At 46.5% G+C, this 26,616-nt stretch carries 31 protein-coding genes; 9 read left to right on the top strand and 22 right to left on the bottom strand.

Annotated elements, in window-relative coordinates; all coding sequences use genetic code 11:
• Positions 1 to 8 precede the first annotated feature (8 nt).
• The 3 genes from M1D90_RS10320 to ilvA form a co-directional block, all read right to left on the bottom strand.
• A complete protein-coding gene (locus tag M1D90_RS10320; RefSeq protein ID WP_075213130.1) occupies positions 9 to 851 on the bottom strand; it encodes a DegV family protein in 843 nt (280 codons plus the stop codon).
• Positions 852 to 1,001: 150 nt separating this feature from the next.
• On the bottom strand, positions 1,002 to 1,253 hold the full coding sequence (locus tag M1D90_RS10315; RefSeq protein WP_145624890.1) for a YpmP family protein: 252 nt from the start codon (positions 1,251 to 1,253) through the stop codon (positions 1,002 to 1,004).
• 92 nt (positions 1,254 to 1,345) lie between these two features.
• Positions 1,346 to 2,614, bottom strand: coding sequence for a threonine ammonia-lyase IlvA (gene ilvA / locus M1D90_RS10310; protein ID WP_020451874.1), 1,269 nt, complete (start codon positions 2,612 to 2,614; stop codon positions 1,346 to 1,348).
• 232 nt (positions 2,615 to 2,846) lie between these two features.
• On the opposite strand from ilvA, the gene M1D90_RS10305 reads away from it, so the two are divergent.
• Together M1D90_RS10305 and trhA are read left to right on the top strand one after the other, a co-directional pair.
• Positions 2,847 to 3,848, top strand: a complete 1,002-nt coding sequence (locus M1D90_RS10305) for a sigma 54-interacting transcriptional regulator (RefSeq protein ID WP_456283426.1) — start codon at positions 2,847 to 2,849, stop codon at positions 3,846 to 3,848.
• Positions 3,849 to 3,863: 15 nt separating this feature from the next.
• On the top strand, positions 3,864 to 4,505 hold the full coding sequence (trhA, locus tag M1D90_RS10300; RefSeq protein ID WP_020451876.1) for a PAQR family membrane homeostasis protein TrhA: 642 nt from the start codon (positions 3,864 to 3,866) through the stop codon (positions 4,503 to 4,505).
• Positions 4,506 to 4,545: 40 nt separating this feature from the next.
• On the opposite strand, the gene M1D90_RS10295 is transcribed toward trhA, so the two are convergent.
• The 11 genes from M1D90_RS10295 to M1D90_RS10245 form a co-directional block, all read right to left on the bottom strand.
• Positions 4,546 to 5,169, bottom strand: coding sequence for a 1-acyl-sn-glycerol-3-phosphate acyltransferase (locus M1D90_RS10295; protein WP_456283424.1), 624 nt, complete (start codon positions 5,167 to 5,169; stop codon positions 4,546 to 4,548).
• Between the two features lie 14 nt (positions 5,170 to 5,183).
• Positions 5,184 to 5,672, bottom strand: coding sequence for a dihydrofolate reductase (locus M1D90_RS10290; RefSeq protein WP_020451878.1), 489 nt, complete (start codon positions 5,670 to 5,672; stop codon positions 5,184 to 5,186).
• Between the two features lie 357 nt (positions 5,673 to 6,029).
• Positions 6,030 to 6,569: a phosphatidylglycerophosphatase A family protein gene (locus M1D90_RS10285; protein ID WP_025811261.1), complete on the bottom strand. Its 540-nt coding sequence runs from the start codon at positions 6,567 to 6,569 to the stop codon at positions 6,030 to 6,032.
• Positions 6,570 to 6,584: 15 nt separating this feature from the next.
• Positions 6,585 to 7,187: a YpjP family protein gene (locus tag M1D90_RS10280; protein ID WP_023857393.1), complete on the bottom strand. Its 603-nt coding sequence runs from the start codon at positions 7,185 to 7,187 to the stop codon at positions 6,585 to 6,587.
• Between the two features lie 272 nt (positions 7,188 to 7,459).
• A complete protein-coding gene (locus M1D90_RS10275; RefSeq protein ID WP_035399808.1) occupies positions 7,460 to 8,230 on the bottom strand; it encodes a class I SAM-dependent methyltransferase in 771 nt (256 codons plus the stop codon).
• Between the two features lie 36 nt (positions 8,231 to 8,266).
• On the bottom strand, positions 8,267 to 8,701 hold the full coding sequence (locus M1D90_RS10270) for a BrxA/BrxB family bacilliredoxin (RefSeq protein ID WP_025811259.1): 435 nt from the start codon (positions 8,699 to 8,701) through the stop codon (positions 8,267 to 8,269).
• A gap of 87 nt (positions 8,702 to 8,788) precedes the next feature.
• Positions 8,789 to 10,465, bottom strand: coding sequence for a dihydroxy-acid dehydratase (gene ilvD / locus M1D90_RS10265; protein WP_020451884.1), 1,677 nt, complete (start codon positions 10,463 to 10,465; stop codon positions 8,789 to 8,791).
• Between the two features lie 343 nt (positions 10,466 to 10,808).
• The gene (locus M1D90_RS10260; RefSeq protein WP_026579412.1) at positions 10,809 to 11,945 is read right to left on the bottom strand and encodes a conserved virulence factor C family protein; all 1,137 of its coding nucleotides are present in this window, start codon (positions 11,943 to 11,945) and stop codon (positions 10,809 to 10,811) included.
• A gap of 30 nt (positions 11,946 to 11,975) precedes the next feature.
• Positions 11,976 to 12,647 carry an HD domain-containing protein gene (locus M1D90_RS10255; protein ID WP_035338550.1) on the bottom strand — a complete coding sequence of 224 codons (672 nt, stop codon included), beginning with the start codon at positions 12,645 to 12,647 and terminating at the stop codon, positions 11,976 to 11,978.
• Positions 12,635 to 13,114: a glutathione peroxidase gene (locus tag M1D90_RS10250; protein WP_020451887.1), complete on the bottom strand. Its 480-nt coding sequence runs from the start codon at positions 13,112 to 13,114 to the stop codon at positions 12,635 to 12,637. Before M1D90_RS10250 ends, M1D90_RS10255 begins: the two co-directional genes overlap by 13 nt.
• 15 nt (positions 13,115 to 13,129) lie before the next feature.
• Positions 13,130 to 14,809 carry a formate--tetrahydrofolate ligase gene (locus M1D90_RS10245; RefSeq protein WP_103749549.1) on the bottom strand — a complete coding sequence of 560 codons (1,680 nt, stop codon included), beginning with the start codon at positions 14,807 to 14,809 and terminating at the stop codon, positions 13,130 to 13,132.
• A gap of 151 nt (positions 14,810 to 14,960) precedes the next feature.
• On the opposite strand from M1D90_RS10245, the gene metA reads away from it, so the two are divergent.
• Together metA and M1D90_RS10235 are read left to right on the top strand one after the other, a co-directional pair.
• Positions 14,961 to 15,869: a homoserine O-acetyltransferase MetA gene (metA, locus tag M1D90_RS10240; protein ID WP_023857398.1), complete on the top strand. Its 909-nt coding sequence runs from the start codon at positions 14,961 to 14,963 to the stop codon at positions 15,867 to 15,869.
• A 269-nt stretch (positions 15,870 to 16,138) separates the two neighbouring features.
• Positions 16,139 to 17,290, top strand: coding sequence for a diglucosyl diacylglycerol synthase (locus M1D90_RS10235; RefSeq protein ID WP_020451890.1), 1,152 nt, complete (start codon positions 16,139 to 16,141; stop codon positions 17,288 to 17,290).
• Between the two features lie 53 nt (positions 17,291 to 17,343).
• On the opposite strand, the gene M1D90_RS10230 is transcribed toward M1D90_RS10235, so the two are convergent.
• Complete coding sequence (locus tag M1D90_RS10230) at positions 17,344 to 18,033, bottom strand: AIM24 family protein (protein WP_020451891.1); 690 nt, start codon at positions 18,031 to 18,033, stop codon at positions 17,344 to 17,346.
• A gap of 284 nt (positions 18,034 to 18,317) precedes the next feature.
• Between M1D90_RS10230 and cspD the strand changes: the two genes are divergently transcribed.
• Positions 18,318 to 18,518, top strand: a complete 201-nt coding sequence (cspD, locus tag M1D90_RS10225; RefSeq protein ID WP_003230776.1) for a cold-shock protein CspD — start codon at positions 18,318 to 18,320, stop codon at positions 18,516 to 18,518.
• A 54-nt stretch (positions 18,519 to 18,572) separates the two neighbouring features.
• On the opposite strand, the gene M1D90_RS10220 is transcribed toward cspD, so the two are convergent.
• Entirely contained in the window at positions 18,573 to 18,755 is a 183-nt protein-coding gene (locus M1D90_RS10220) for a hypothetical protein (RefSeq protein ID WP_003182837.1), read from the bottom strand.
• A gap of 160 nt (positions 18,756 to 18,915) precedes the next feature.
• Here M1D90_RS10220 and M1D90_RS10215 point away from each other — a divergent pair, with 160 nt between their 5' ends.
• Positions 18,916 to 19,182, top strand: coding sequence for a DUF2564 family protein (locus M1D90_RS10215; protein WP_020451892.1), 267 nt, complete (start codon positions 18,916 to 18,918; stop codon positions 19,180 to 19,182).
• 59 nt (positions 19,183 to 19,241) lie between these two features.
• Here the strand turns inward: M1D90_RS10215 and M1D90_RS10210 are convergent, their stop codons facing one another.
• Together M1D90_RS10210 and M1D90_RS10205 are read right to left on the bottom strand one after the other, a co-directional pair.
• Complete coding sequence (locus tag M1D90_RS10210) at positions 19,242 to 19,427, bottom strand: zinc-finger domain-containing protein (RefSeq protein WP_003182841.1); 186 nt, start codon at positions 19,425 to 19,427, stop codon at positions 19,242 to 19,244.
• Between the two features lie 14 nt (positions 19,428 to 19,441).
• Positions 19,442 to 20,101, bottom strand: a complete 660-nt coding sequence (locus tag M1D90_RS10205; protein WP_075213134.1) for a reverse transcriptase-like protein — start codon at positions 20,099 to 20,101, stop codon at positions 19,442 to 19,444.
• Positions 20,102 to 20,175: 74 nt separating this feature from the next.
• Here M1D90_RS10205 and M1D90_RS10200 point away from each other — a divergent pair, with 74 nt between their 5' ends.
• From M1D90_RS10200 to sspL, 3 genes are read left to right on the top strand one after another with little or no spacing between them, the layout of a single operon-like run.
• On the top strand, positions 20,176 to 20,877 hold the full coding sequence (locus tag M1D90_RS10200; protein WP_023857402.1) for a queuosine precursor transporter: 702 nt from the start codon (positions 20,176 to 20,178) through the stop codon (positions 20,875 to 20,877).
• Positions 20,867 to 21,265 (top strand): reverse transcriptase-like protein, encoded by a 399-nt coding sequence (locus M1D90_RS10195; protein ID WP_020451895.1) that lies wholly within the window; start codon positions 20,867 to 20,869, stop codon positions 21,263 to 21,265. The genes M1D90_RS10200 and M1D90_RS10195 overlap by 11 nt, the downstream gene beginning before the upstream one ends.
• Positions 21,266 to 21,307: 42 nt before the next feature.
• On the top strand, positions 21,308 to 21,454 hold the full coding sequence (sspL, locus tag M1D90_RS10190; RefSeq protein ID WP_003182847.1) for a small, acid-soluble spore protein L: 147 nt from the start codon (positions 21,308 to 21,310) through the stop codon (positions 21,452 to 21,454).
• Positions 21,455 to 21,463: 9 nt separating this feature from the next.
• Here sspL and M1D90_RS10185 read toward each other — a convergent pair whose 3' ends face one another.
• The 4 genes from M1D90_RS10185 to M1D90_RS10170 form a co-directional block, all read right to left on the bottom strand.
• A complete protein-coding gene (locus tag M1D90_RS10185; protein WP_456283421.1) occupies positions 21,464 to 22,351 on the bottom strand; it encodes a 5'-3' exonuclease in 888 nt (295 codons plus the stop codon).
• A gap of 84 nt (positions 22,352 to 22,435) precedes the next feature.
• Positions 22,436 to 22,585, bottom strand: a complete 150-nt coding sequence (locus M1D90_RS10180; protein ID WP_003182852.1) for a hypothetical protein — start codon at positions 22,583 to 22,585, stop codon at positions 22,436 to 22,438.
• 79 nt (positions 22,586 to 22,664) lie between these two features.
• On the bottom strand, positions 22,665 to 22,934 hold the full coding sequence (locus tag M1D90_RS10175; RefSeq protein WP_023857403.1) for a YpbS family protein: 270 nt from the start codon (positions 22,932 to 22,934) through the stop codon (positions 22,665 to 22,667).
• Between the two features lie 74 nt (positions 22,935 to 23,008).
• Positions 23,009 to 26,572, bottom strand: coding sequence for a dynamin family protein (locus tag M1D90_RS10170; protein ID WP_456283419.1), 3,564 nt, complete (start codon positions 26,570 to 26,572; stop codon positions 23,009 to 23,011).
• Positions 26,573 to 26,616: the final 44 nt, after the last annotated feature.

The raw sequence follows: 26,616 nt of genomic DNA, 5'->3' as shown, positions 1-26,616 counted from the left end.
CCCCTTTTTCAATCGGTGTAAAAAGTAAAACCGATCGCTCCTTTTCCGGTATGAACAGAGATAATCGGCGTTGTGTACGCAATATCAATATCGATTCCCGGGATATGTTCAAGCAAAGAGTCTTTCAGCCTATGAGCAAGGTCGAGTGCATCGGCATGGGCGATTCCGATCGCTTGCACCGTCCTTCCCTTCACCGCGGAAAGAAATTGACCCGTTAAATAACGGATAAGCTGACTGGTGCTCCTAACATTTTTTTCAGGCGTATAGATTCCGTCCTCAAGCCTCGCGATCGGCTTAACCTTGAGCAAAGAGCCGATCAGCGCTTTTCCTTTCCCGATGCGGCCGCCTTTGATCAAGTTATCAAAATGATCAATTGTCACATAGAGGGATGTCCGGTCGCGCAAGTTTTCCAGGTCTTTTACAATCGCTTCGGCTGTCATTCCCTTTTCGGCCAGCAAGGCGGCTCGTACGACCTGAAAGCCGAGGCCTTTTGAAATATACATGGAATCAATCACCGTAATATTCCCGTCGACCATGTTTGAAGCGCTTACAGCCGTCTGGTATGTCCCGCTCAATTGGCTTGAGAGATGAATGCTGATCACTTCGCTTCCGTCAGCGGTCAGCTCTTCGTACAGTTCGATAAAAGCGCCTAAAGGCGGCTGTGAACTTTTCGGGAGTTCTGCGGCGCTCTCCATTTTCTCAATAAATTCGTCCGGCTGAATATCGAACCTGTCTCTGTAAACAATGCCGTCGATTGATATCGAGAGCGGGAGAACGGAAATATGATATTCTCTGAGCAGTTCTTCGCTCAAGTCAGCTGTTGAGTCCGTTACAATTTTAATGCTTGGCAATTCCCTTCACATCCTGTCGGTTCAAATGGTGAATTTCCTAGTGAGGCCAAATTCGGCATGAAAAATTCTTTGCCGGCCGAATGCCGTCTTCCGCCCTTTTCCAAGCGGATTTGGCTGTCTTCATGGGCCGGCAAAGAATGCTATCAATTCTTATGCATTATGCTTCAATTCTTCCTGTTGATAAATGGCGAGGTAATCCTGCCATTTCAATGCTCTCTTTAAGTAGTCCCTAAAGGAGTAGACGTTTTTTTTCCGCTTTGAGCAATAGAGTGTCTTTAAAAAGATCTCGAGCCTCAGATTGGCCATAAAAAAATGCGGGTCGTCCTCCTTCAGCAGGGGTATTTCCGTCACCTTCACCTTCTGTCCATCCGAACGTTTGAACTCCAGGCTTTTAAGTAACAAGCTATCAATCCTCATTTATGAGATATTTTCTTTATTATACATAATCTCAGGAGCCGTTGTCTTTGATTTATGCGTGTTTTCAAAAAAATTTCTTAAATCAGCAAATGAAAGAGCCCTTCATCTTTATTCACTTCGACATAGCGGAAGCCTTTGCGGTCCATTCTCGCAATCAGCGGCTCGTAGTCTTCGCGCTGTTTCAATTCGATGCCGACGAGCGCAGGGCCGCTGCTTTTATTATTTTTCTTCGTATATTCAAAGCGGGTGATATCATCGGTCGGCCCGAGCACTTCATCTAGAAATTCGCGCAAAGCTCCCGCCCTTTGCGGGAAGTTCACGATGAAATAATGCTGGAGTCCTTCATACATCATCGATCTGTCTTTGATTTCCTGCATTCTGCCGATATCGTTGTTTCCTCCGCTCACAATGCATACGACATTCTTTCCTTTGATTTCATCCCTGTAAAGGTCTAAAGCGGCGATCGGCAGCGCTCCCGCAGGCTCGGCGACAATCGCGCATTGGTTGTACAGCTCAAGAATCGCGGTGCATACCTTTCCTTCGGGAACGAGCAAAATATCATCTACAACGGTTTCAAGCGTTTTAAATGTCTCTTCGCCGATTTTTTGCACGGCGGCTCCGTCTACAAATTTATCGATTTTCTCGAGGGTCACGACTTCGCCTTTTTTGTTTGATTCAAATAGAGCCGGCGCGCCTTTGGGCTCAACCGCGATCAGCTTTGTATCCGGGGACACGTTTTTCATGTAGGTTCCCACTCCTGAAAGCAGGCCGCCGCCGCCTACACTTGCAAATAAATAATGGGGTTCTGTTTCGATATCGTTTAAGATTTCGACCGCAACCGTTCCCTGTCCGGCCATGACGGCAGGATCGTCAAACGGGTGGATAAATGCCCGTTTTTCTTCCTCGCAGCAAGCGACTGCGCTTTGATATGCATCATCGAACGTGTCGCCTGTCAGGATGATCTCGATGTATTCCTTGCCGAACAATTCGACTTGAGAAATTTTTTGCCTCGGAGTCGTCGACGGCATAAAAATCTTTCCGTGAATACCGAGATGTTTACAGGAAAAAGCGACCCCCTGCGCATGGTTTCCTGCACTGGCGCAGACGACCCCGTTTTTCGTCGTTTCTTTTGAAAGCTGCTTCATTTTATAATAGGCGCCTCTCAGTTTAAAAGAGCGGACAACCTGCAGGTCTTCTCTTTTTAAATATACGTTGCAATCGTACCTCTCGGAGAGCCTCTCATTTTTTTGGAGGGGGGTATGAATGACAACGTCTTTTACATTTTGATGGGCTTTTAAAATGTCTTTGACTTGGATGAGAGAGTTTTCTTTAAGCAACGGTTTCATGTATAAGATCCTTTCTGTATAAAGCTTTATTTAATACGCCATTATATCATGAATATTCAAAATTTAAAGGGCAATTCTTTGTTATTTACAGAATATTATACACTTTCTCAATATATACGGAGTTCTTTTCGATTCTTAATGTGCAGCCAAATATACTTTTTTTCAAAAAACTCTTTATTTGTTCTAATTGGGTGTTATAATAGAACCAATTAGAACCAAAAGGAGATCCGCCATGATTAAACACACGTACCCATCCATAGGGTTCTCCGAGCTGATCGGGGAATGCGATTCCTTTTTGCAAACGAAAAACAGAGCGATACAATTTGCAGCCTCTTCCCATCCGATTCTGATTCATGGAGAAACAGGCACAGGCAAAGAGCTGTTCGCCAAAGCCATTCATTCCGGATCATCTTTCAACCATGATCCCTTCACACACGTAAGCTGCAGCACGCTGAATGAAGATGAAGCGACTGAAGACTTTTTTCTTTCAGAGATGAATGAATCCGGAACCTTGTTTCTCGACGAAGTGTGGGGGCTTTCCTTGCCTCTCCAGGGCAAGCTTTTGGCAGCCATTGAAAAAGGGATGCCAAAAAGACTGATTGTCACCTCAAGCGTGCCGCTCGGTGAACGGATTGAAAGCAGCGAATTCCGCAAGGATTTGTACTACAGGCTCAATGTGCTCGACCTTCCGCTTCCCCCCCTTGCTGAACGGCGAAGCGACATCCCCCTTCTCGTGCATCATTTTTTAAAAAGCGGGGATCATGACATATATGTCGAACCGGTCGTTTGGAAGGCTTTAGAGCAGCATGAGTTTGAGGGGAACGTCAGAGAACTCAAAAACATGACGGATTATATGAAAACCGTCTCAGACGGGAAAACGATTCAGCTTTACGACACTCCGCCGGCGTTAAGAGAACAAATCGAAAAGAAGAAGCCAAAAGATAAAAAAACGGCTTCAACATCACTGACTTTGATGGAAAAAGAGGAGTTTGCGTTTTTGCTCGATGCAGTCAAGCAATTAAATGAAAAAGGAGAGCCTGCCAGCCGCAGAGTTCTGTCTGAACTGAGCAAAAACGGCAAGTCGGAGCTTACCCCCCAGCAAGTGCGCAGCAGATTGGATTATTTGGAAAAAAGAGAGTTTATTACAAAGGGCCGCGGAAGAGCCGGGACAAAAATCACGCTTGAAGGCCTCCGCTTTTTAAACTCTTTAAAGCATCACATTATTCAAGATTAGAAAGGGTGTCTTGGTATGTACACGATTAAAGAAGAAATTGCGAATGCAATTACCCATGGGCTCGGCGTTCTCCTCTCCATACCCGCCATCGTATTTTTGGTGATATTTGCGATTCGCTACGGAAGTCCGGTGGATGTTGTCAGCTTTTCGATTTTCGGCGCTTCCATGCTGTTCCTGTATTTAAGTTCGACCCTTCTGCACAGCATTCAGCACCAAAAAACAAAAGATATTCTTGAGATCATCGATCACTCAGCCATCTACGTACTGATTGCGGGCACATACACACCGCTGCTCCTCGGACCTTTGAAAGGCACGCTCGGCTATACAATGCTTGCGGTCGTCTGGGGACTTGCGATTGGCGGAGTTGTATTTAAAATCTTTTTTGTGAAACGATTTATCGTGGTCAGCACGCTGGTGTATCTTGTGATGGGCTGGATGGCGATTATTGCGATCAAGCCGCTTTATACGGCCTTGACCGGAGAAGGATTCGCCCTGCTGCTCTTAGGGGGAATATTGTATTCTGTCGGAACGATCTTTTATTTATGGAGAAAGATCCCGTATCATCATGCGATTTGGCACACCTTCGTACTCGGCGGCAGCGCCTCCATGTTTTTCTGCGTGCTTTTCTACGTGGCAAAGGTGCCGTTTATATCATAAACGGCGAAAACCAGGCTCCCATAAAGGAAGCCTGGTTTTTTTATGCCCGAAGCTGTTTGTTTTCGGTCAGGACGTATGCCGGGTGGATCGTCAAGTCGATATCAGCAGGTCTCAGCCTCTTGAACAACTTGCCTTTCTTCATGTCTTCCGTACCGGCTGTTTCGACTGCAACGATCGGAATGCCGAGCTTTTTGGATAAAGATTTGTAATCGAGCCCGTCATCTTCAGACAGAATAAAGCTTTGGCCTTTCCTGACGATCTCTTCCACTTTTTCAAGTGATGCTTCCTTGTCGGCGCTTTTTTTGACCACGGCCATTTTATTGAGCCAGCCGCTGAGCAGCGGATAACGAAAGGCGCGCGGATCAGCAAAAAACGAAGCCGTTTTATCAAGGTGTCCGAGCAGCACGGCGAGCTCTGACAGGCCGAGCTTTGGATGCACGTAAAGGACGGGGCCAGCCGGGGATCTTCCATTCTGATGGATGGAAACGGTCGAACCGGTTAAGCCGATGCACCCCCGTAAAAAAGCTTTCGGCTTATCAAAGACAGCTTCCATCTGATTGGCGTACGAAAGGCGCGGGTCAAGTGTCTGTAGCGCCTGCAGGAGCTTGATATGCTTGATGAACATATAGGCCGAATACATCCATAAAAAACAATAGCGAAACATGAAAATCCTCTCCTCTATCCTTTTCTTTGATAAACGAGGAATTCGTAGTCATATGGATTTTTGTCATCTTTCAGGCCTTTCCGCCTCGAAACGATTTCCCACTCAGCTTCGCTGAATTCAGGAAAATACCGGTCCCCTTCAAAGGTTTCATCGATTTTTGTCACATACAGCTTGTCTGCAAAAGGCAGAATCTCCGCGTACAGTGTTGAACCGCCGATGACAAAACATTCTTCGTTTTTGTTTTTCGCAAACCGCACCGCTTCTTCTGCCGAGTGCATCACCTGACAATTCGGAATATCCAGTTCTTTATTGGATGTAACGATGATGTTCTCCCGGTGAGGCAAAGGTTTGCCGATGGATTCAAACGTCTTTCTCCCCATGATCACGGCGTGTCCTTTCGTCACCTCTTTAAAATACTTCAAATCCTGCGGCAGATGCCATGGCAGATCATTATCTTTGCCGATCAGGCGGTTTCTGTCCATGGCGGTAATCAATGAAATCATTAATTTAAAGCCCCCTTATGATGTTTGTAGCGAAATAATGCCGGACGATGCTCATCTCTTTGTGTGATCATCTGTGAACATGATGCATGAAGATGGAGGTTAAAGCTGTGATGAGAGGAAACCTTTCTTCGAGGTTTACATTCTGATCAGGCCGCCCGAATGCATTGGTGTCATTCCCCGTTTTGTTCAATTCCGGTTCTCTAACATATGACGGCATATATCCGCATGATGTTTCATTTTTTTCATCCTTTTGTAGTGTATCTTGTTTAACCTTTCGAAAACAAGACATTTTTCGGGAAAAGACATAAAATATCGGCATAAAAAAACCCCGCCTGATGGCGGGGAGGGCGAGGTCTTTCAACGGCTTTTCGCAACGCTCTGTCCGTCTGTTCTCTCTTCATCCTCAAGATCCTGATGCGAATGGGCAATTCGGCTTGCAGCAGCTGCCGCCAAGGCAGCGACGATATCATCAAGGAACGTGTGAACCTCATCGTCCGGACAGTCGTCCAGTTCTTTAATGATGCCGAACTTTTCTTTATCCAGATAGCCGAAGTTCGTCAAGCCGATCGAACCGTAGACGTTTACGATGGAAAGCGGAATAATCTCGTCGATCCCGTAAAGGGGTTCATCCGTTTCGACCAAATATTGAAGCGGTTCAGGCAATAGCTTTTTCTCGGCAAGCTGGTCAAGCGCTATCCCCGTTAACACGGCATGAACGATTTCCCTTTTGTTTAAGACCTTTTCGACATTCTCAACGCATACAGCAAGCGACAGATCAGGATGGTATTTTTCCTGCAGCTTTTGTACGATCAGTGCAATATCCTCAATCGTAACCCCGCGCTCATTCAGCATATTTTTCGTTAAGTGCACCATTTCATTCATCGTATACTTCTTCATCTGCATCAATCTCCTTTAGTGGCTCATCCAGTTAGGCGGTGTATTGCGGTCCCAGTATATGCTTCCGAGATCGTGATGTTTTTGAAAGCCGTCTTCGGCAGTATGATAATGAAAGTTAAACCAGTACCCTTTATGCGGCGGCTTGTCCCTGCGCACATGGAACCTCAGCACATCCTCCCCCGTTTTCCGGTTGTAAACGTGGAAGATTCTCTCCGACTTCCCCGCCGTCGGCGTTTTGGAAATGACAAGATCCTGGTAAGCGTCATTGTCCTGCATTGTCATGAGATGGCTGACGATGATCTCCTCGACCTTTGGAAGCACTTCTTCCCTGTACTCGTCTTCGATGACCGGCGATATCCTGCTGCCGAATTTTACGAATGACAGATCTTCTGCTTCATTGAGCAGTTCATCCTTGTAGCTGTCAAATGAAGATTTGGATTCGCCGTCTTCTTCAAGTTCGGGCTCTTCCTGCTTTTGATAAACAGCTGTATACCCGGATTCTTTCATGCTCTGATGCTCCTGCGGCTTGTCCGCCATTAATGCCGCAGGAGGAGATACAAGGCCGAACGTTGCAATTGTAAATAATGTGACAAGCGCTTTTCTCATCCACATCTTCATGACTGGTTAGTCCCCTTTTGGATCGCTTTCTCGTTTTCTCTTATTCTATCATAGGTTGAATTTTCAGTCATTCATAAAGTGACGGTGCAAATAAACAAAACGCCTTTTCTTTTGGCGATAAAACGTTTACAATCAAAGATGAAAATTCCAAAATTGGGAGTGATCGTTCATGATTGAAGGTCTTTTTATAACCGCTTCATTGATTACCCTCGCTTATTTTATCGTCATGGAAATCGCAGATTAAAAAATCCCAAGGTATATGCCTTGGGATTTCATTTTTCGAGAACACCGTAATGAAACAGGGCCGTTTTGCGTTTTTTTACGCGAAATCCGTATTTTTCGAAGCGCGGACTTTTCCAGTGGTCTTTCAGGACCACTCTTTTTCTGGCGACCCGAAGGGCTTCATTTAAAGCACCGTCAAGCGTAAACTCGGAATGCGCCCACTTTCTTAAAGGGGCGATGCCGTTTGATTCTTCGATTCCATCATCAAACATCGGGTCAAAGTAGACGATATCTGCTGAATCATCATCAAGCTCCAGCAGATATTCAAAGCTGTCGCCGGAATGAACCCGAATCCTTTTCATCGCCTGATCCAAAGCGTCAAGGCCTGTCTCCCACGATTGAAGCCCCGCCTCGACAAGAAAAGCGAGGAGCGGGCTTTTTTCAATTCCGCACACCTCGCCTTGTTCGCCAGCGGCAAGGCTTGCAATGATGGCGTCTGATCCAAGGCCGAGCGTACAATCGAGCAGCTTGTCTCCCGGTTCAACTTGTGCAGCTTCGACAAAAGGATCCGGTTCGCCTCTTAACATGCGCTTCGCCCGGAACATCGCAGAGTTCGGGTGGAAAAAGAACTTTTCGCCTTCTGAATGATACAGCTCGAAGCGCTCTTTTCCAACCACGAGAACATCTTCCTGCTCTGTCTCCCGGATTTGGCGAATCGGCCGTTTTCTCCGTTCGGAAAAGCGGGCGCCGAGCGTCCGGCTGATTTTTTCCGCCGTTAAAACCGTGTTTTCAGTCGGTCTGTAGCTTGTTGTGACAATCATGTTCTTCTCCGTAAAAAATGCCCTTCAAAGGGCATTTTAGCAATGTTTTTCAAAAGCGTCCGTGATGTTTTTCATAATCTCCGTCATTTCACGGCCTTCAATCTGTTCACGAGGAATGAAATGAACGACTTCTTTGCCTTTCAGCAGTGCCATTGAAGGTGAAGACGGTTCATATCCTTCGAAGTATTCCCTCATTTTCGCCGTTGCTTCGCGGTCCTGTCCGGCAAAGACTGTAACGGTCTCATCAGGCCCGTTTTCGCTTCCGGAGACGGCCTGAACGGCTGCCGGTCTCGCCAGCCCTGCGGCACATCCGCAGACTGAATTGACGACGACGAAAGTCGTGCCTTCTGCACCTTCCATGAATGTCTCAACTTCTTCCGCGGTCGATAACTCTTTAAAGCCGGCCTGCACCAATTCCTGACGCATCGGAAGAACGAGCTGGCGCATGTATTCTTCATAAGCTGTTGACATATTAAAAAGCCCCCTCTATAAACCTTGCTACTGATGTCAAGGATACTACAGCGGGGGCTGAATTTCAAACACCGGGCGAAAAAACCGCTAGATTTTCATAATGCCGCCGGTATTGGCAGATGTCACCAGCTTTGAATACCGGGCGAGATAGCCCGTTTTCACTTTCGGTTCAAATCCGGGCCAGTTTGCTTTTCTTTTTTCCCACTCTTCATCGGAGATTTCGATGTTTAAAATCCGCTTTTCGATATCAACAATGATATGGTCGCCGTTTTCTACGAAAGCAAGCGGGCCGCCTTCGGCTGCTTCTGGCGAAACGTGGCCGATCGAAAGACCGCGGGAGGCTCCGGAAAAGCGGCCGTCGGTAATTAAAGCAACTTTCGGACCGAGGCCCATTCCGACGATCTGCGAAGTCGGTGCAAGCATTTCAGGCATTCCCGGTCCGCCTTTAGGACCTTCATAGCGGATGATGACGACATCTCCCGCTTTTACTTTACGGTTAATGATGCCGTCAAGCGCTTCTTCCTGTGAGTCAAAGACAACCGCAGGTCCTTCATGGCGGGTAATCCCGTCTTGGACGCCGCCGGTTTTAATGATCGCACCGTCAGGCGCCAGGTTGCCGAACAGGACGGCGAGTCCGCCTTGCTCTGAAAACGGCTGATCGATCGGATGAATGACCTCGTAATCTTTCACTTCGCGCCCGGCAATATTTTCGCCAAGCGTTTTTCCCGTTACGGTCAGCGTATCCAAGTGAAGCGCGCCTTCTTTTTTCGACAGCTCGTTTAAGACTGCTGATACGCCTCCAGCTTCATGCAAATCTTCAATAAACACATCGGAAGCCGGCGCAAGCTTTGATAAATGCGGAACCCTTGCCGCTACCTCATTGATCCGTTCAAGCGAGTAGTCGACCCCCGCTTCATTGGCGATCGCAAGCGTATGAAGGATCGTATTCGTTGATCCACCGAGCGCCATGTCTAAAGCGAACGCGTTGTCGATCGCTTTTTCGGTCACGATGTCGCGCGGTTTAATATCCGACTTGATCAACTCCATCAGCTGGCGGGCCGACTGTTTGGCAAATTCCCTGCGGTCGGGCGATGTCGCCAAAATGGTGCCGTTGCCCGGCATGGCGATGCCAAGAGCTTCAGAAAGGCAGTTCATCGAGTTGGCCGTGAACATGCCCGAGCAGGATCCGCATGTCGGACAGCCGAACTGTTCAAGCTCCTCAAGCCCTTTCTCATCGATTTTGCCTGATTGATAAGCGCCAACGCCTTCAAATACAGAGGAAAGCGAGATTTTCCGTCCGTCGCTCGTTCTTCCCGCTTCCATCGGCCCCCCGCTGACAAACACGGTCGGAATATTGATCCGCATTGCTGCCATGATCATACCCGGCGTGATTTTATCGCAGTTTGGAATACATACCATTCCGTCAAACCAGTGCGCTGATACAACCGTTTCCACTGAATCGGCGATGATTTCGCGGCTCGGAAGAGAATATCTCATTCCGATGTGCCCCATCGCAATTCCGTCGTCGACCCCGATTGTATTAAATTCAAACGGAACACCGCCGGCCTCTCTGATCGCCTCTTTGACGATTTTTCCAAACTCCTGCAAATGGACATGACCCGGTACGATATCGATATATGAGTTGCAAACGGCAATAAACGGTTTGCCGAAGTCCTCTTCTTTTACCCCAGCCGCGCGCAGCAAACTGCGGTGCGGCGCTCTGTCGATCCCTTTTGTAATCATGTCACTGCGTAAACCTGTCATCGTGATCCTCCTAAACATCTTCGTATTTACATTCTATATTTTCTGAATATTCAGTTTTAAAAAACTGTCTGCTAACCGCTTGCCGGACTGATCCGCAAGATGACGGTTGTTTTGATCTTCATCTGTAAATCATTCCCCATGAATCAGAACCTCCACATTCCATATGATTGCTAACTACTATATATATTTTCAGCGTGTTTTTCAACAATATTCGAAATATTTTTATAGAAAAAGTGATATTTTATAACAAGACGCGTGACTTTTTTCAAAATTCCCGGATGGATCCCCGCTGCAGAGCGAAGAGCTTAAGGCATAAAAAAAGACGCTGTTTCCAGCGTCCTTGTCAGCCGTCTTTTTTGCGGCTTTCCGTCATTTGCTTCCATACGGAACCTTTCGCTTCTTCACCGTATTCGATCCGTTCGACCGCCATTTTGACTTGAAGGCTGACTTCAAATTCGGGATCGTTTTCAGCTTCTTTTAAAGCGGGAAGCGCGCTCTCATCGCCGACTTCGTACAGAAACATGGCGGCTCTCCAGCGCACAAGCTTGCTCGGGTCCTTGAGCGCTTTGATCATTGCCGGAATCGCTTCCGGGTTTCCGATGTCTGACAGACAATCACCGGCTGTTCTTCTGACCGTGATCGTTTTGTCTTCGAGTGCTTGATATAATAGAGGAAGCACCGCAGGCGTTTCGATCATGCCCAAATAAACGACAGCAAGTCTTCTGATCGATGTTTTCGGGTCATTGAGCGCTTTTTCGAGTACTGGAATGTCCTTTTCATCCGGATCCATTTGTTCAAGATGGGCATAGCGTTTTTGCCAATCTTCCTCATCCATCATTTCAAGCGTTACCCGGTAAGACTTTCGCTGCACAGCCGCGCGTTTATCCTCAGCATCGCTTGATGCGGCTGATTCCGTCAGCTTCCGCAGGCGCTCCTCATCGTAAGCCGCCTCAAGCTCTTCCGTTACTTCACGGCCGATTTCTGAAAAATCGCCGAATCTGACGCCTTGCTCTTTCCAAGACCGTTCGAGCACGACGTTGGAAGACGCGGTTTTAAGCTTCAAGATCGCTTCTTGGAAACGTTCTGGAAGGCCGAAGCGCTCCTCGCGCTCGCCGTCGGTCAATTTCACCTGCATCGGTATCCCGCTGAACATTTGCACGAAGACTTTAACTTCGCCAAACGATTCTTTTTCTTCGGAACGGCCCCCCGCCTCTTCGGCTTCGTCCATTCCGAAAGCAGCACGCACGGCAGGGAGGATGTCTTTCCAGTCAAATCTCGCATTGCGCTCGACAGCGATAAAATCGGCCACATGGTAGACGCCTTTTACTCCCTCTATGTTTAAAACCTCTTGGATGACGGGAGGCGCGCCTTCCGCATGGTCCTTTTTATAATTATTGCTTTTTCCGCCCGGCAGTTCTTCGGTCAAAATCACCTTCATTGTATTCGGGCTCGGTGTCGGTTCTATCGATTTAATTTTCATCATTGTCCCCCTCTGTTAAAAGATCCGGTCTTATTCTACCATAACCCCCGGCCCTGATCTATCAAGGCGGCTTTCTCTGGAGAAGGCGCATTCATTTTCCAGTTCGCCGAGAAATTCGAGCATCAGCTGATGCCTTTTTTCCGCGAGCATCCGTCCCGTCTTTGTATTCATCAAATCTTTTAAAAGGAGAAGCTTCTCGTAAAAGTGGCCGACAGCAGTAGGCGCATTGGCGCTCCCGTAGAGGAGATGCCCCTTTGCCCCTGCATACATCAAAGCCCTGGCGATCCCGACGGCGCCGATCGCATCAAGCCGATCGGCATCCTGAACTGCCATACCTTCTTTTGAAAGGCGTTCGTCTTTATATTTTTCTCTGTCTCTGAATGACATTCTTGTGATGATGGCAAGAATCCCGTCAACCGTTCCAGGATCGACCTTCCAGTCTTCTGAGAGGCGCCTTTTCAACTCATCAAGCGGAACCCGGTGTTCATCGTCCAGCTTTACATCAATCATATCGTGGAGAAGGGCGGAAGCTTCGGTCACAAACAGGTCTGCACCCTCTTCTTTTGCAATCTGAAGGCTTATGTTCCGAACCCTTTCGATATGCAGCCAGTCATGTCCTGTCCCTTCGGCTGCGAGCTTTTTTCTTACCCATTCGGACATCAAGCGGATCTGTTCTGTTTGTTCCTGATTCAGCCCAGCCATTTCTGAATGGCCTCCTCCATCTCCTTTGGATTGGTTTGCGGTGAAAAACGCTCAACGTTCTCCCCGGTTTGATCAACGAGAAATTTTGTGAAATTCCATTTGACCGCTTTTGTTCCAAGCATGCCCTTCGCCTTGTTCGTCAAGTGGCGGAACAGCGGGTGGATTTGATCTCCTTTTACATTCACCTTCGAAAACATCGGAAACGTGACCCCGTAGTTTACGCTGCAAAATTCTTCTATGCTTTTTTCATCGCCAGGCTCCTGATTCATGAATTGGTTGCTGGGAAAGCCCAGAATCTCAAGCCCCCGGTCTTTATATGTTTCATACAAGTCTTGAAGCTGTTGATATTGGGGTGTAAATCCGCACTTTGAGGCCGTGTTGACGATGAGAAGCACTTTGCCTTTATACGGCCGCAGTGTCGTGTCCTCGCCTTTAATCGTCTTGACGCTGATATCGTAAATGGACATGACGGTCCCTCCTTTTTAGAATAAACCTTTGGCCCTGCCGTCTTCACCGACATCCATTTTAAGTGCAGCAGGATGTTTCGGCAGCCCGGGCATTGTTAAAATGCTGCCAGTTAAAGCGACGATAAATCCCGCGCCCCTCGATGGTTTTAATTCACGGACGGTGATGCTGAAACCTTTCGGCCTGCCAATTTTCCCCGGATCATCTGATAAAGAATACTGAGTTTTGGCCACGCATACTGGCAGCCCGTCCAATCCGTTCTTTTTCAATTCCAGCAGCTGCTTTTTCGCCTTTTCGGTAAACTCTACCCCCTCGGCTCCATAAACGGTGCGGGAAATTTTGGCTAATTTGTCTTCGATCGAGTCGGTTAATTCGTATAAATAGGAAAAATGATTGTCCTTTTGCTCCATGACATGAATGACTTCCCTTGCCAGGTCAATCCCGCCTTTTCCGCCTTCTTCCCAAACATTGCACAGTGCAGCCGGATGCCCGTTGTCCCTGCACCAGCCAAGAACCGTCTCAAGCTCATCCTCCGCATCGTGTACGAACCTGTTGACGGCCACAACGTACGGAAGACCGAAGGCGTCTATCGTTTCGATATGCTTGGCAAGGTTTGCGATTCCGCTTTTTAATGCGTTTACGTCTTTTTGCTTCAAATCGGCGAGAGGCATTCCGCCGTGCATTTTCAGCGCTCTTACGGTGGCGACGATCACGACCGCTCCCGGGGTGAACCCGCCGGCTCTCGTTTTGATGTGCATGAATTTTTCCGCACCCAAATCCGCGCCAAATCCCGCTTCAGTCACGACATAATCAGCCAGTTTCGCCGCCGTTTTAGTCGCGATCAAACTGTTCGCCCCGTGTGCGATGTTTGCAAACGGGCCTCCGTGGACGAGCGCCGGTGTTCCTTCAACAGTCTGAACAAGGTTTGGTTTGATGGCATCTTTTAACAGGAGAGCGAGCGCTCCCTGAACACCGAGCATGCCGGCCGTCACCGGCTGTCCGTCAACAGTGTAGGCAACGATCATTGCTGCCAGACGTCTTTTTAAATCGGCCAAGTCTCCGGCCAGGCATAAAACGGCCATGATTTCCGATGCGACAGTAATGTCAAAGCCGTCTTCCCGGGGAAATCCGTTCGCTTTTCCGCCTAAGCCGACAACGGTTTCGCGCAGCGCCCTGTCATTGAGGTCAAGCGTCCTTTTCCAGACGATTTTTCTAATATCGATGTTTAATTCGTTTCCCTGATGAATATGATTGTCTATAAAAGCCGCCAAAGCGTTGTTCGCAGCTGTGATCGCATGCATATCTCCTGTAAAGTGAAGATTGATATCCTCCATCGGAAGAACCTGGGAATATCCTCCTCCGGCAGCCCCGCCTTTCAGTCCCATTGTCGGACCGAGTGAAGGTTCCCTCAGTGCAACGATCGATTTTTTGCCAATCTGCCAGAGCGCCTGGCTCAATCCGACGGTGACAGTCGACTTCCCTTCGCCGGCCGGGGTCGGGTTGATGGAGGTTACCAAAATCACCTGTCCATCGTTTTTTTCTTTTAAACGCTCAAAAATTTTTAAAGAAATTTTCGCTTTTGTGCAACCAAAACACTCTATTTCATCGTCATTTATATTGAGCTTCCGTGCAATTTCGGCAATCGGTTTTAATTCCGTACTTTGGGCGATTTCTATGTCTGATAGATGGGATTTCATTTGCAAGAGGATCCTCCTTTTGGTTCATCACACGATGATTTTCCATATTTTTCACACACTTCTTTCATTGTAACACAATTCACACATTGAAATATCGCCAAAAAGTTCCTATAATGAAGAAAAATCAGCGGAGAAAACCGGAGGTGGCGTGTTGCCTATCAACATACCTATCAATTTGCCAGCGAAGCAGATTCTTGAAAGTGAAAATATTTTTGTCATGGATGAAAAACGGGCTTTTCATCAGGACATCAGACCTTTAAATATTGTGATTCTTAATCTGATGCCGCAGAAAATCAGGACCGAGACACAGCTGCTCAGAATGCTCGGAAATTCTCCTTTACAGGTATATTTCACTTTTTTAATACCGTCTACACACACGCCAAAACATACACCAAGGCAGCATTTGGAACAGTTTTATACAACTTTTTCTTCGATCAGGGACAGAAAATTTGACGGCATGATCATTACCGGCGCGCCGATCGAGCACCTGGAGTATGAGGAAGTGTCCTATTGGAAAGAACTTCAGGAGATTTTAGAGTGGAGCAAAACGCATGTCACGTCAACGCTTCACATCTGCTGGGGAGCGCAGGCGGGGCTTTATCATCATTACGGAATTCGCAAAGTCAAACTGCCGAAAAAAACATTTGGCGTTTTCGAACACAGAATAATGGAGAAAAATGAAAGACTGGTCAGAGGCTTTGAAGAGTTCTACTATGTCCCGCATTCAAGGCATACAGATATAAATATGGATGACCTAAAAGCCGTTTCTCATTTAAAAGTGCTCAGCGTATCCGATGAAGCGGGCGTCTGTTTAATTGCTTCAAAAGATGAAAAACAAGTTTTTTTAACTGGACATCCTGAGTATGATACAGATACTCTTAAAGAAGAGTATGAAAGGGATTTGGCCAGAAACATGGACATTGATCCGCCGGTGAATTATTTTAAAGACGGGCCGGACGGTGCGGCGCCTGTAAACCGCTGGAAAGCTCACGCGACTCTTTTGTTCATGAACTGGCTGAATTATTACGTTTACCAGGAAACACCGTACGAGTGGAAATGAAATTCTCATGCCCTGGTCTGATGCAAGACATTCAAAATGTGTTAAAATACAGTTGGGTTAGTCTTCCATAAGGGGGTTCGGCTTGGCCGCGAAAGCAGGAATAATAAGGAACCCAGTGCTTTCCTGCCGATCCATACTTTAAAAATACCTTAATTTTTGTTCTTCATTTATAATTAAAATAATATTTATGGTATGGTATGTGTGGACATTGACTCCTGTTTTTTTACCATTTTAGCTCTTGCTGTTTGAATTAATTGAGGTGAATATGCTTGAATACCAATAAAAATATATTAATTTTGACTGCAAATTACGGAAATGGCCATGTTCAAGTAGCCAAAACGCTCTACCAAGAGTGCGAACGGCTCGGTTTTAAGAATGTAACTGTTTCGAATTTGTATCAAGAATCAAACCCGATTGTGTCAGAGATCACACAGTATCTCTACCTGAAAAGCTTTTCAATCGGTAAACAGTTTTATCGCCTTTTCTACTATGGGGTCGATAAAATTTACAATAAAAGAAAGTTTAATATTTATTTCAAAATGGGAAATAAACGGCTGGACCAACTGGTTAAAAAACATCAGCCAGACATCATCATCAATACGTTTCCAATGATTGTCGTACCCGAATACAGACGGAGAATGGGAAAAGTCATTCCGACCTTTAACGTCATGACGGATTTCTGCCTTCACAAAATTTGGGTCCACGAACACATTGACAAATATTACGTAGCCACTGATTATGTGAAGGAAAAACTGCTCGAAATCGGCACTCACCCGAGCAATGTCAAGATCACGGGTATTCCGATCCGCAGGCAGTTTGAAGAAGAAATGGACAAAGATAAAATCTACGAGAAGTATCAGCTGTCTCCCGACAAGAAGATATTGCTGATCATGGCAGGCGCACACGGGGTTCTTAAAAACGTAAAGGAACTGTGTGAATCTCTGGTGACGAAAGAGGATGTTCAAGTCGTCGTCGTGTGCGGAAAAAATACGATGCTGAAATCTTCACTGGAAGACATTGAAGCCCTTTATCCAAACAAGCTGAAATCACTCGGTTATATCGAAAGAATTGACGAGCTGTTCAGGGTGGCTGACTGCATGATCACAAAGCCGGGCGGAATTACCCTGACGGAGGCCACGGCAATCGGCGTTCCCGTCATCCTTTACAAGCCTGTTCCCGGGCAGGAAAAGGAAAATGCCCTGTTCTTCGAAGACAGAGGAGCTGCCATCGTCGTCAACAGGCATGAGGAAATTCTTGAATCAGTCTCCTCCCTTTTGGCTGATGAGAAAAAGTTAAACGAAATGAAGAAAAACATTAAAAACTTGCATTTATCCAATTCATCAGAAGTCATCCTGACGGACATTATCGAGCAGTCTGAAATCATCATGAACAAAAAACAGACTGTCCGGGCGCTGTCCTAAAAAAGCCCGAGTCAAAAAAACACTTGCCCTGCAAGTGTTTTTTTCGTTTAATATTAAGATTCCGAGTAATAAACTTCTTCAAACGGCTGCACAACGACAAACCCGTTCCCTGAAAACTTCATTTGGATCGATTCCCCGCTTCCCCTGCCGATGAACGTCTTAAAAGATACATCTGTCACAAATTCAGGCTGAAGGCTTCCAGACCAGGCAACCGTTGCGTTTGGATCGGTATAGACTGGGCTTTCCGGGGTTACGATCAAAGTGAGCGGTTCGTAATGGCTTGTGATTGCAGCCATTCCAGTTCCCTCAAGCTTAATGTTAAACAATCCGCCGGCCAGCATGCCGGAAATTCTTTTCATCAGTTTGATGTCCCAGTGGATCGACGGCTCAAATGCGAGCAGATCGTGCCCGTTCACAAATATGGAGTCCCCCTTCAAGTTTAAGATGGAGATCTTCTTTCCTTGATCAGCGAGATACACCTTTCCGTTTCCTTCCGCTTTCATCAGTGCAGCCCCTTCTCCGCTGAACACTTTTTTCACCATCCGTCCAATTCCGTGTTCAAATACCCCTTCACGCTTAAATTTGACTCTTCCCCTGTAGGAAACCATCGAACCGGCCTTTGCCCACACTTTTCCATCGAGATTAACTTCCAAGAGACGGGGTGTTTCCATTTCAAACAGCCCCTCCCCTTTGTCTTCCTGCTGGGTTTTGGATACAAACTCATCAACCGAATAACGGTTCATCTATAAACACTCCTCTTCGCATTCCTGATATTGGTTTTATTATATACGGGCTGACGCTTAAAATGTTTCGTCCACTTTGCGAAAAATAATGATCAATAACCAGAAACTGAAAACGATTTCAAAGAAATTCCTTAAAAAAGCATTAAAGTTCATTTTTTTCTCTTGACAGCTTGACGAAGCCTCCATAGATAGTGTATAGTGAAACCATCATTTAGCAGAACACCGTTAGATGATGAAAATTTTTTTTAGCACATTGTGCTACAGTACTAGGAGGATTAAGCAATATGCAAAACGGTAAAGTAAAATGGTTTAACAATGAAAAAGGCTTCGGCTTCATCGAAGTTGAAGGCGGAGACGATGTATTCGTTCATTTCACTGCAATCGAAGGTGACGGATACAAATCTCTAGAAGAAGGACAAGAAGTTTCTTTCGAGATTGTTGAAGGTAATCGTGGACCTCAAGCATCTAACGTTGTAAAGCTTTAACAAAATCAAGACAATTGAGACTTCAAATAAGAGGAGAGGCATTTTTTGCCTCTCCTATTTAATTTTCAGCTGAATTTCGATTGCCAGTATATTTTGCTTCAACCTTTGCTCGATTTCCTCAATGTTCTTCTCGAGAGATGGACGCCCCTTTTTCGCGATATCAACGAGCTGTTCAAGATCTTTATATACCTCCACAAATGTCTTGTGAAGAACGGTTTGCAGTTCATTGCTTTCCACTGTTCCTCAGACTCCTTTTTTTCATGATTACCTAAATTAGTAATAAAGACTTATATTTTTTAGGTTCAATAGTTATATCGGATTAATTTTACTTTATTTTTTCTATTTCACACATAAAAATGCCTTTTTTAGAAAAAATACTTGTCGGAGGTGTATGATCATGAACTCAGAACATCGCGATGATCTTGTAACGGGATTTAATCAGCGCAAGCAGCTTGAAATAGCCGTAGAAACCGCCCAAAAGACGACGGGAATGGCGACGAGGCAAAAGAGCTCCACTTTGCTGAAATCGGCGTATCAATCCATCGAAGACGCCAGACAGCTGTCACAGGCTGAGGAACTATCCGCACTGGATGAAGACTTCTTAAACGAACAGCTCAACATCTTAAATGATTGCCAGCACCAGCTTGACGAATCACAGCATTAAAAAAACCGCGTTCAGCGGTTTTTTTAGCGCGGCCCAAGGATGATGGTTTATTGGGGGGATCAATTTTTGTTTGTCAGCACGTCTCCATAGGTTCGGAGCTTTTCTCCGACCGTGCATTTTGAAATGCAAAATGCGTGGGCATACGTTTTTCCGTATTCTTTTCTGAAGTGTTTTTTAATGAAGCACCCTTCACAGTAGGTGTCCTGCAAATGTGTGAGTTCCTTAAAGATCTCTTTCTTATCCAAAACGTTCATCTCCGTTATTCATCTAGTTTGATTTGGCTTTCCACAATGGTATGCTCAAGCATTTTTTTTGCGAGCTGATCCGCTTCCTTGTTGTCTTTGCGGCTGATTTGAATATAGGTGGGCGTTAGCTTTAATTTTTGAAGCTCGCTCTCGATTCTGTCCAGCCATTTCGAATGAACGGGGTCATAGCATGGCCAGTTACCTTCAAGCTGGTTCAGCACGACGAGCGAATCCCCTTTTATGACGACGGAGTTCCTGCTTGCCCCAAGGTCTCTAAGCTCTTTAACGGCTTCGGAGAGAGCCGCATATTCCGCCTCGTTATTCGTTGTCAGCCGAAAGCTCTTGTTCTTTCTCAATCGGTACCGGTCCCCGCCGAGGGAGTAATATATCACAATGCCTAAACCAGCGAGCTGACTTTCTTTATCATAGCTGCCGTCAAAATAGACGGTGATCTCATCCGGTTCAGCCGCAAGTTCTTCTTTCAGCTTTTCCAGCTCTTTCAGAGTCCAAAAGCTGCCCTTCTCATCTTCAAACTCAAGTTCAGTGACATACGGACTTTGAGAAAGCTGACGCCCGGCCGCCACTGCCTCTTTCATCTCGATCCACTCATCAGCTGTAAAAGGAATGGGTGAAGACCCTTTAATCTTGATTTTCATACCTGCTCTCAGTTTCACAAAATCACCTTTATCAAATTATGGCTTGTTATGCTATAATCAAAACAGTTTATTCAGAAAGGAAGTACCCGTTCTTGTTTAACGAAATATTATGGATTAGTTTTGCGATCATTAATTTTATCATTGTTCTCTTCTTTTTTAAACGATTTGGCAAAACCGGTTTATTTGTCTGGATCGGTTTTGCGACAGCCGCCGCCAATATCGAGGTGGTCAAAACGGTCGAGCTGTTCGGGTTGACCGCGACACTCGGCAACATCCTGTACGGAAGCGTATTTTTTGCGACCGACGTCATCAATGAAAGATACGGAAAGGAAGAAGCGAAAAAAGCCGTTTCAATCGGTTTTTTCATTCTGATTGCTTTGACGCTCGTCATGCAGGGAGCGCTTCTGTTCAAGCCGCATCCGGAAGACATTGCACAGCCTGCGCTGGAGACGATATTCGGCTTCTTGCCCCGTGTGGCGCTCGGCAGCCTGCTCGCCTATATCATCAGCCAAACGCTTGATGTTTATGTATATTCGGGAATCAGAAGGTTATTTCCTTCCGATCGGGCACTGTGGCTTCGCAACAGCGGCAGCACAGCCCTAAGCCAGCTGCTCGATACATTGATTTTTACAAGCGTCGCATTTATGGGCGCTTATCCGCTGAATGTCTGGATTCAGATTTTCATCACGACATATGTCTTGAAATTCGTTGTCGCCGTTTTCGCAGCGCCGTACGCTTATGCCGCTAAAAGAATCACCCCTTTGGATGAAAGGAGCGGAAACAATGCCGATTGAGGTCTATATCGACGGAGCAAGCGCGGGTGATCCCGGACCGTCCGGACTTGGCATTTTCATCAAAGACGGTCAGAAGACCGAGTCCTTCTCCCTTCCCGCCGGCTTACTGAGCAATCATGAAGCGGAATTCAAGGCGCTGATCGAAGGAATGAAGCTGTGCGCCGAACGAAACTACCGGATCGTTTCGTTTCGGACCGATTCGCAGATCGTCGAGCGCACGGCGGATTTGGAGTTTGTCAAAAATCAGGCATTTAAGCCTTATCTGGATGAAATCATCCGCTTAAAAAACGATTTTGATTTATTTTTTATCAAGTGGATTCCTTCGAAGTCTAACCAGGCGGCTGACAAGCTTGCGAAAAAGGCGATATTGCTGAATCACCCCGAGTAAAATCCATTCCCGCTGCACATCATAACGAGTGAGGTGGTTCATGTGGAAAAACAGCATTCAGCAGGAAGAGGCCGCCTGACAGGCGGTGTCACGCCCCAGGGAGATATTGTATTAAACCGGGATAACCGGCATACAGACCCAAAAACCGAGCTTGAAAACCGGGCGAAAAAAAGCAATACAAAACATTAGAGAGATCGGTTATCCGATCTCTCTTTTTTCGAATTTCACCAGCAGCGGTTCGATTCCCCGTATTTGATGAAGTCTCAGCATCGCTTTCGCCCTGTCATGCATCAAGGTGAAGTCTGCGTCGTCCAATGAGCAGGAAAGCGGTACATCGCATTTGATTTCTGCAAGGATTCTGGACAGCTTCAGGTCTTCAAGACATTCGGTTATTTTCGTCTGCTGACCCTTTGTCAGCTGTCCGATGTTTTCCAGCAGCCGGTCAACAGTCGAATATTCCTTAATCAGTTTGTAGGCCGTCTTTTCGCCGATGCCTTTTACACCCGGGTAGTTATCGCTTGTATCACCCATCAGCGCTTTGATGTCAATCAAAGCCTTCGGCTCGACACCGGTCTCTTCACTGAATGATTCTTCCGTGTATACTTTATAATTGCCGATTCCCTTTTGTAGCAGGGCGACTTTAACATTGACTGTTAAAAGCTGAAGCAAATCTTTATCACCGGTGACGATCGTGATCTCCGCTTCTTCGCTGAACATCGCTGACAGCGTGCCGATGCAGTCATCGGCTTCATAGCCCGCAATGCCGATATTTAAAATCCCGAGCTCTTCCGCCGCTTCCTTTGCTATGTCAAATTGCGGTATCAATTCTAGAGGCGGCTCGCCGCGATTCGCTTTATAGTCCTTAAATAAATCGTTGCGGTACGTTTTGCTTCCCATGTCCCAGCAGCAGACGACATGACTCGGTTCAAACGCAGACACCGCGGTTAACAGATGCTTTAAAAAGCCGTGAACCCCGTTTGTCGGCACCCCTTTGTCATTCAGCATAAAATTGCGGTGCACCGCAGTCGCAAAAAAAGATCGGAATAATAAAGCCATCCCGTCTACAAGCAGCAGCTTCTTGTTCATTATGGAAACTTCCTTTCATCATACAATGCACTTATTGTACCACAGGAGCAAAAATGATGAAAACAGCGTCAATCGACGCTGTTTCTATTTTTGGTGCTGTTTTTTGCTAGAAATTAATTTGGCGGCTTCCATTTGCGAATAGGATTCAGTCGCAAATTCAGTATTAAAGCCGTTCTTCTTTTTAGCGTTGTTGTTTCGCTGTGCATTGGCGTTGCCAAGCTTTGTTCTTCCCATCACACTTCACCTCCAGCGGGCGTGACATGATTTATGTTTTGCAAAAAAACATGACGCCACACGCGGAAGGATTCACCAGCTAGGCCTGCGGATATTTTCGGCTGACGTATTCGGCGACCATTTCTTTCGAGACGAGCCGTCTCGTGGGAACGATGCCTTTTTTGGCCAATTCGTTCATTTGCATGGTAATTTGGTTGATGAGGCCGGTTGAAAATGCTTCATTTCGCCGGCACTTATCAACCGCTTCATCGATCGCTTTTTCCCTCTCCTGTTCGAGACGCACGAACTGCTTGATGTGCTGGTGCTGTTTTTTGGAATGTGCTGTAATGGCTTCATGAACGTTTGTCATCATCTAATTCCCTTCTTTTTTTATTCAGTCTATCATGTCTGCCGGCCAGATATCCATACCAATATCAATCTGATTCAACTTGAGCGGAGCCATTCGCCTGCCAAGTTATGCGCTTTTTCAATGTTTTCACGCTCTGCGCTTTCCAACGGCTCATGAAAGTACGCTTCTTTTTGTTCTTCGAGTTGAGCTTTTGCGGACAGAACAGCCGCTTTCTGTAATTGTCCGGCGCTCGTTTTGCAGCGCTTTAAACATGTCCGCTTTTCACGTTGAATCCATTCGTCCGTGATAGCCGAAAGCTTTGCAGTAAACGCCTCGACAAGCCGGGCTTTGCCATTTTGCTGAAAAAACGCTTTAGGCGTTTTGAACATTTTCAGTTCATCTGCAAATTCCCCTTCATCCGCTGACGCTGCAGCTGTTTCCCAGCTGCCGGTCTCAGGGCGGTCAGCTGTGATATGAACCGCAAAATAAGGATTATCGGCAAGCCGCTCTTTTACGGCATTTGCCCACTGTTCGCCGGCATACTTGAGCATGATGTTTTCCATTCTGATATCAAGCGCTTTTAGTTCCTGCAAAAATTCGAATTCATACTCCTTTAAGCAGCTTTTCAAAGCGGTTTGCAGATTGGCGCGCCAATCTCCGTTCTGAAGCCCTGGATGGATTGCAGCTTTAAATAAATCGTGTGCATAAAAGGCCAGGCGCTGCCTCATGTGGTAAAATTGCTCTTCCACATCCTTTTCGGTCATTTGAAGGATTGATGATCCCTTTTCTGCTTCTTCAATGACAGCTAAAGCCGCTTGATAAGCTTTGGCGATCCGCTTTTGCTCCGCTTCCTTTTCTTCAGCGGAACGGTGCAGTGAACGGCGGAGCTGAAAGACGGTTTCACACAGTTTTTTGCCTTCATCAAGCAGCTCTTCGACAGCTGTTCTGGCTAGACCATTTTCGATAAAATCGTCGAGCTCCCGCTTTAATCTGCTGAAATCGTTATTCGGCGAAGCTTTTTTGCTGAGCTCCTGTTTGCTCGATACGTGATACAGATGCGGGTTTTGAATGCCTTCTTTCAAGAGCTCTCCCCTAACATAGTCTTCAACCGTCTGTAATTCGGCCGGGTTTTCCGCGAGGTCTGCCGCATTTAAAATAAAAAACATTTTATCCATGCTGAAAGCGTCTTTAATGAGTCCGAGCTTGCGCAAAAACGACCGGTCCGCTTTGGAAAATGCATGCTGGTAGTATGTTAAGTAAAGCAGAGCATCGGCATCTTTCATGTATTGAAACGCAAGCTCAGTATGCCGCTTATTCATGCTGCTGGCACCCGGTGTATCGACGATCGTAATTCCTTTCTCCGTGACCGGTGTGCTCAAATAAACGGTGACTTCACGGACGGCGCAGGCCGTTTGTTCTTCAGCGACATACGGATGCAGATCTTCAGCGGAAATCGTCAGGATTTCCCGATCGTTGATATATGAACCATAACGCTCATAAGCTTTGAGGAAGTTCTTGATCAGCAGCCGTTCATCATCATCCAGGTCTCCTTTTTTCAAAAGGTTTCCAAGTTTTTCGCCAAAAGCGGAGCCTTTTGCCGCAGCCATTTTCCCCTCCAATAGCTGATCCAGTTCCGCTCTGATTTCCTCTTCCGTTTTAAAAACGACTTCAGCCGTCCCGTTCCTTTTGGTTCCCGACGGTTTTGTTATTTTATTAATCGTTGCCGTTGTCGGCGTCGGAGATGACGGCAGCACTTTCCGCCCGCAGAGCGCATTTGCAAAAGACGATTTGCCGGAACTGAATGCGCCGAAGAGCGCCAGGGTAAACTGCCTTGTATGAAGGCGTTCCGTTTTGTCCAAGAATGCTTTTCGCTGCTTTTCCAAAGCAGGAATATCCGCCAAAAACCGGGCCAAGTCGAAAAAGTGCTCAATGTACTCAGAAACGCCCTTTTTCGGATGGAGCACATCGTCTTTACGGCTGCTGTTTTCCCCTTGCACACGGACCGGTTCCGCTCGTCGGGCATCAAGCGGTTTTTCAAGGGGTTTTTTTTCTTCGGCATACCAATTCGCTGGCAGCTCGCTCTGATCGCCGTGTTCCCATTGATCCCAGAGACGGTTTGCTTTTTCATATGACTTCTGCTGTTCGATCAACCGGCTTTCGAGCTCGGCGAGCTTCGCCTGTTCCGCTTCATATTCGACTTTCATCGCTTCCGCCTGCAGGCCGTTTCTTTCTTTGATGAATGTTTTGAGCTGATCGATAAGCGGCTGCGCTTGTCTTTTTGCCTTTCTTCTGATGTTTTCAGCCAGTTCTTTCGTATAGTTCAGCACGTATTCCGGTGTAAGCTCAGCCCCTTTTTTCTGGGAACGAAGCAGTTCATTTTCATCTACCTCTGTCCGAAATTGAAGAACGTCCCGAAGCAGTTCATCACTCTGGACGTTAAAGCGGTTCATGAAAGCCTTGATTGCTTCAATGACATGCCAGTCGATTTCGGCTTGAACCCTTTTTTGAACGTCGGCAAGAAACACTTCTTTTCGTTTTTGTTTTTCTTCAAGCGTTTTGGCCTTGCTGAAAAGAAATCCTTTTTTAAAGCCTTTTTCGATAGATTCCAAATACGATTTGGCCAGTTCTCTCATCTCAAACGGCGTTAAGTTTGCGTTTTGGGCAATTGTATGTATGTCTTTTTTGTTTTGTTCCTCCGCCCGTTTTTCCTGTTCTATCAAATCGGCAAGCCGTGCTTTTACAGACTCGACTTTTTCTCTTAAGGAAGCGGTTTCTTCAGACAGAGCCGTGTCTTCGTCACTGATCAGCATTTTGATATGTTCATGAATCAGGCTGCTGATTTTTTGCTCCGTATATGCCTTTAGCTGCTGTTCGGATTGATGCTGCAACCTTTCCAGCACAGCGCGAAGCCGGGTGAATTCGTTCAGCGGATGACCGGCTTCGGTGACCGATGTAAAAAAAAGATGATCTTCATCGATCCCTTCTTTCTGCAGCATATCAAGCACTTGCTTTTTATAGGCATGGAAGCCTGTTTCTGCTTCGTCATGACGGTCAATCTGGTTCACGATGAAAAAAATATTGGGTATCTGATCTTTTATTGATCGAAGAAATTTCACATTTTCTTCGGAATGGACATGATTGTAATGCACGACATAAAACAAGGCATCCGCCTGGTGAAGTATCGAAGACGCCGATAAAAAATGGGCATCGTCCGTCGAATCAATTCCGGGGGTGTCAATTAAGACGGCCTGAGGCGCGATTCCTGAAAATGGCCCCTCGATTTCCACCATTTCAATCTGGCTGCCGTCCCTGCAGTACGCCTGCACTTTTTCTTTATCATAAGAGCCATCCATCCGGGCGTATCTTCCATCGATCGTATGGAGTGTTGTTTTCATTTCCCCCCGGCGGACCAGCACAAGATTGGCGCTCGTCGGTATCGGACTTGTCGGCAGGACGTCTTCCTGAAGCAGCGCGTTCAATAGCGATGATTTTCCTGCTGAATAATGTCCGGTTAACGCAATGTACACTTCTTTTCTCAGCCATTTTCGGATGATTCCCGCAAGCTGCGCAGACCGCTTGTTATCCCCGATCTTCCTGAGCTCCCCGAAAACCGCTCCGGCTCTTTTCAACAGGTCGTCTTTCGTGTTTATTTGTGCCATGTTTCCTACCCCTTTTTGCGTTGTTGTTTGCCATCTTAGCCCTT

The organism is Bacillus sp. JZ34 (assembly GCF_053903205.1).
Note: the sequence above shows the minus strand (reverse complement) of the source record. Positions and strands in the feature narration are given on the sequence as shown.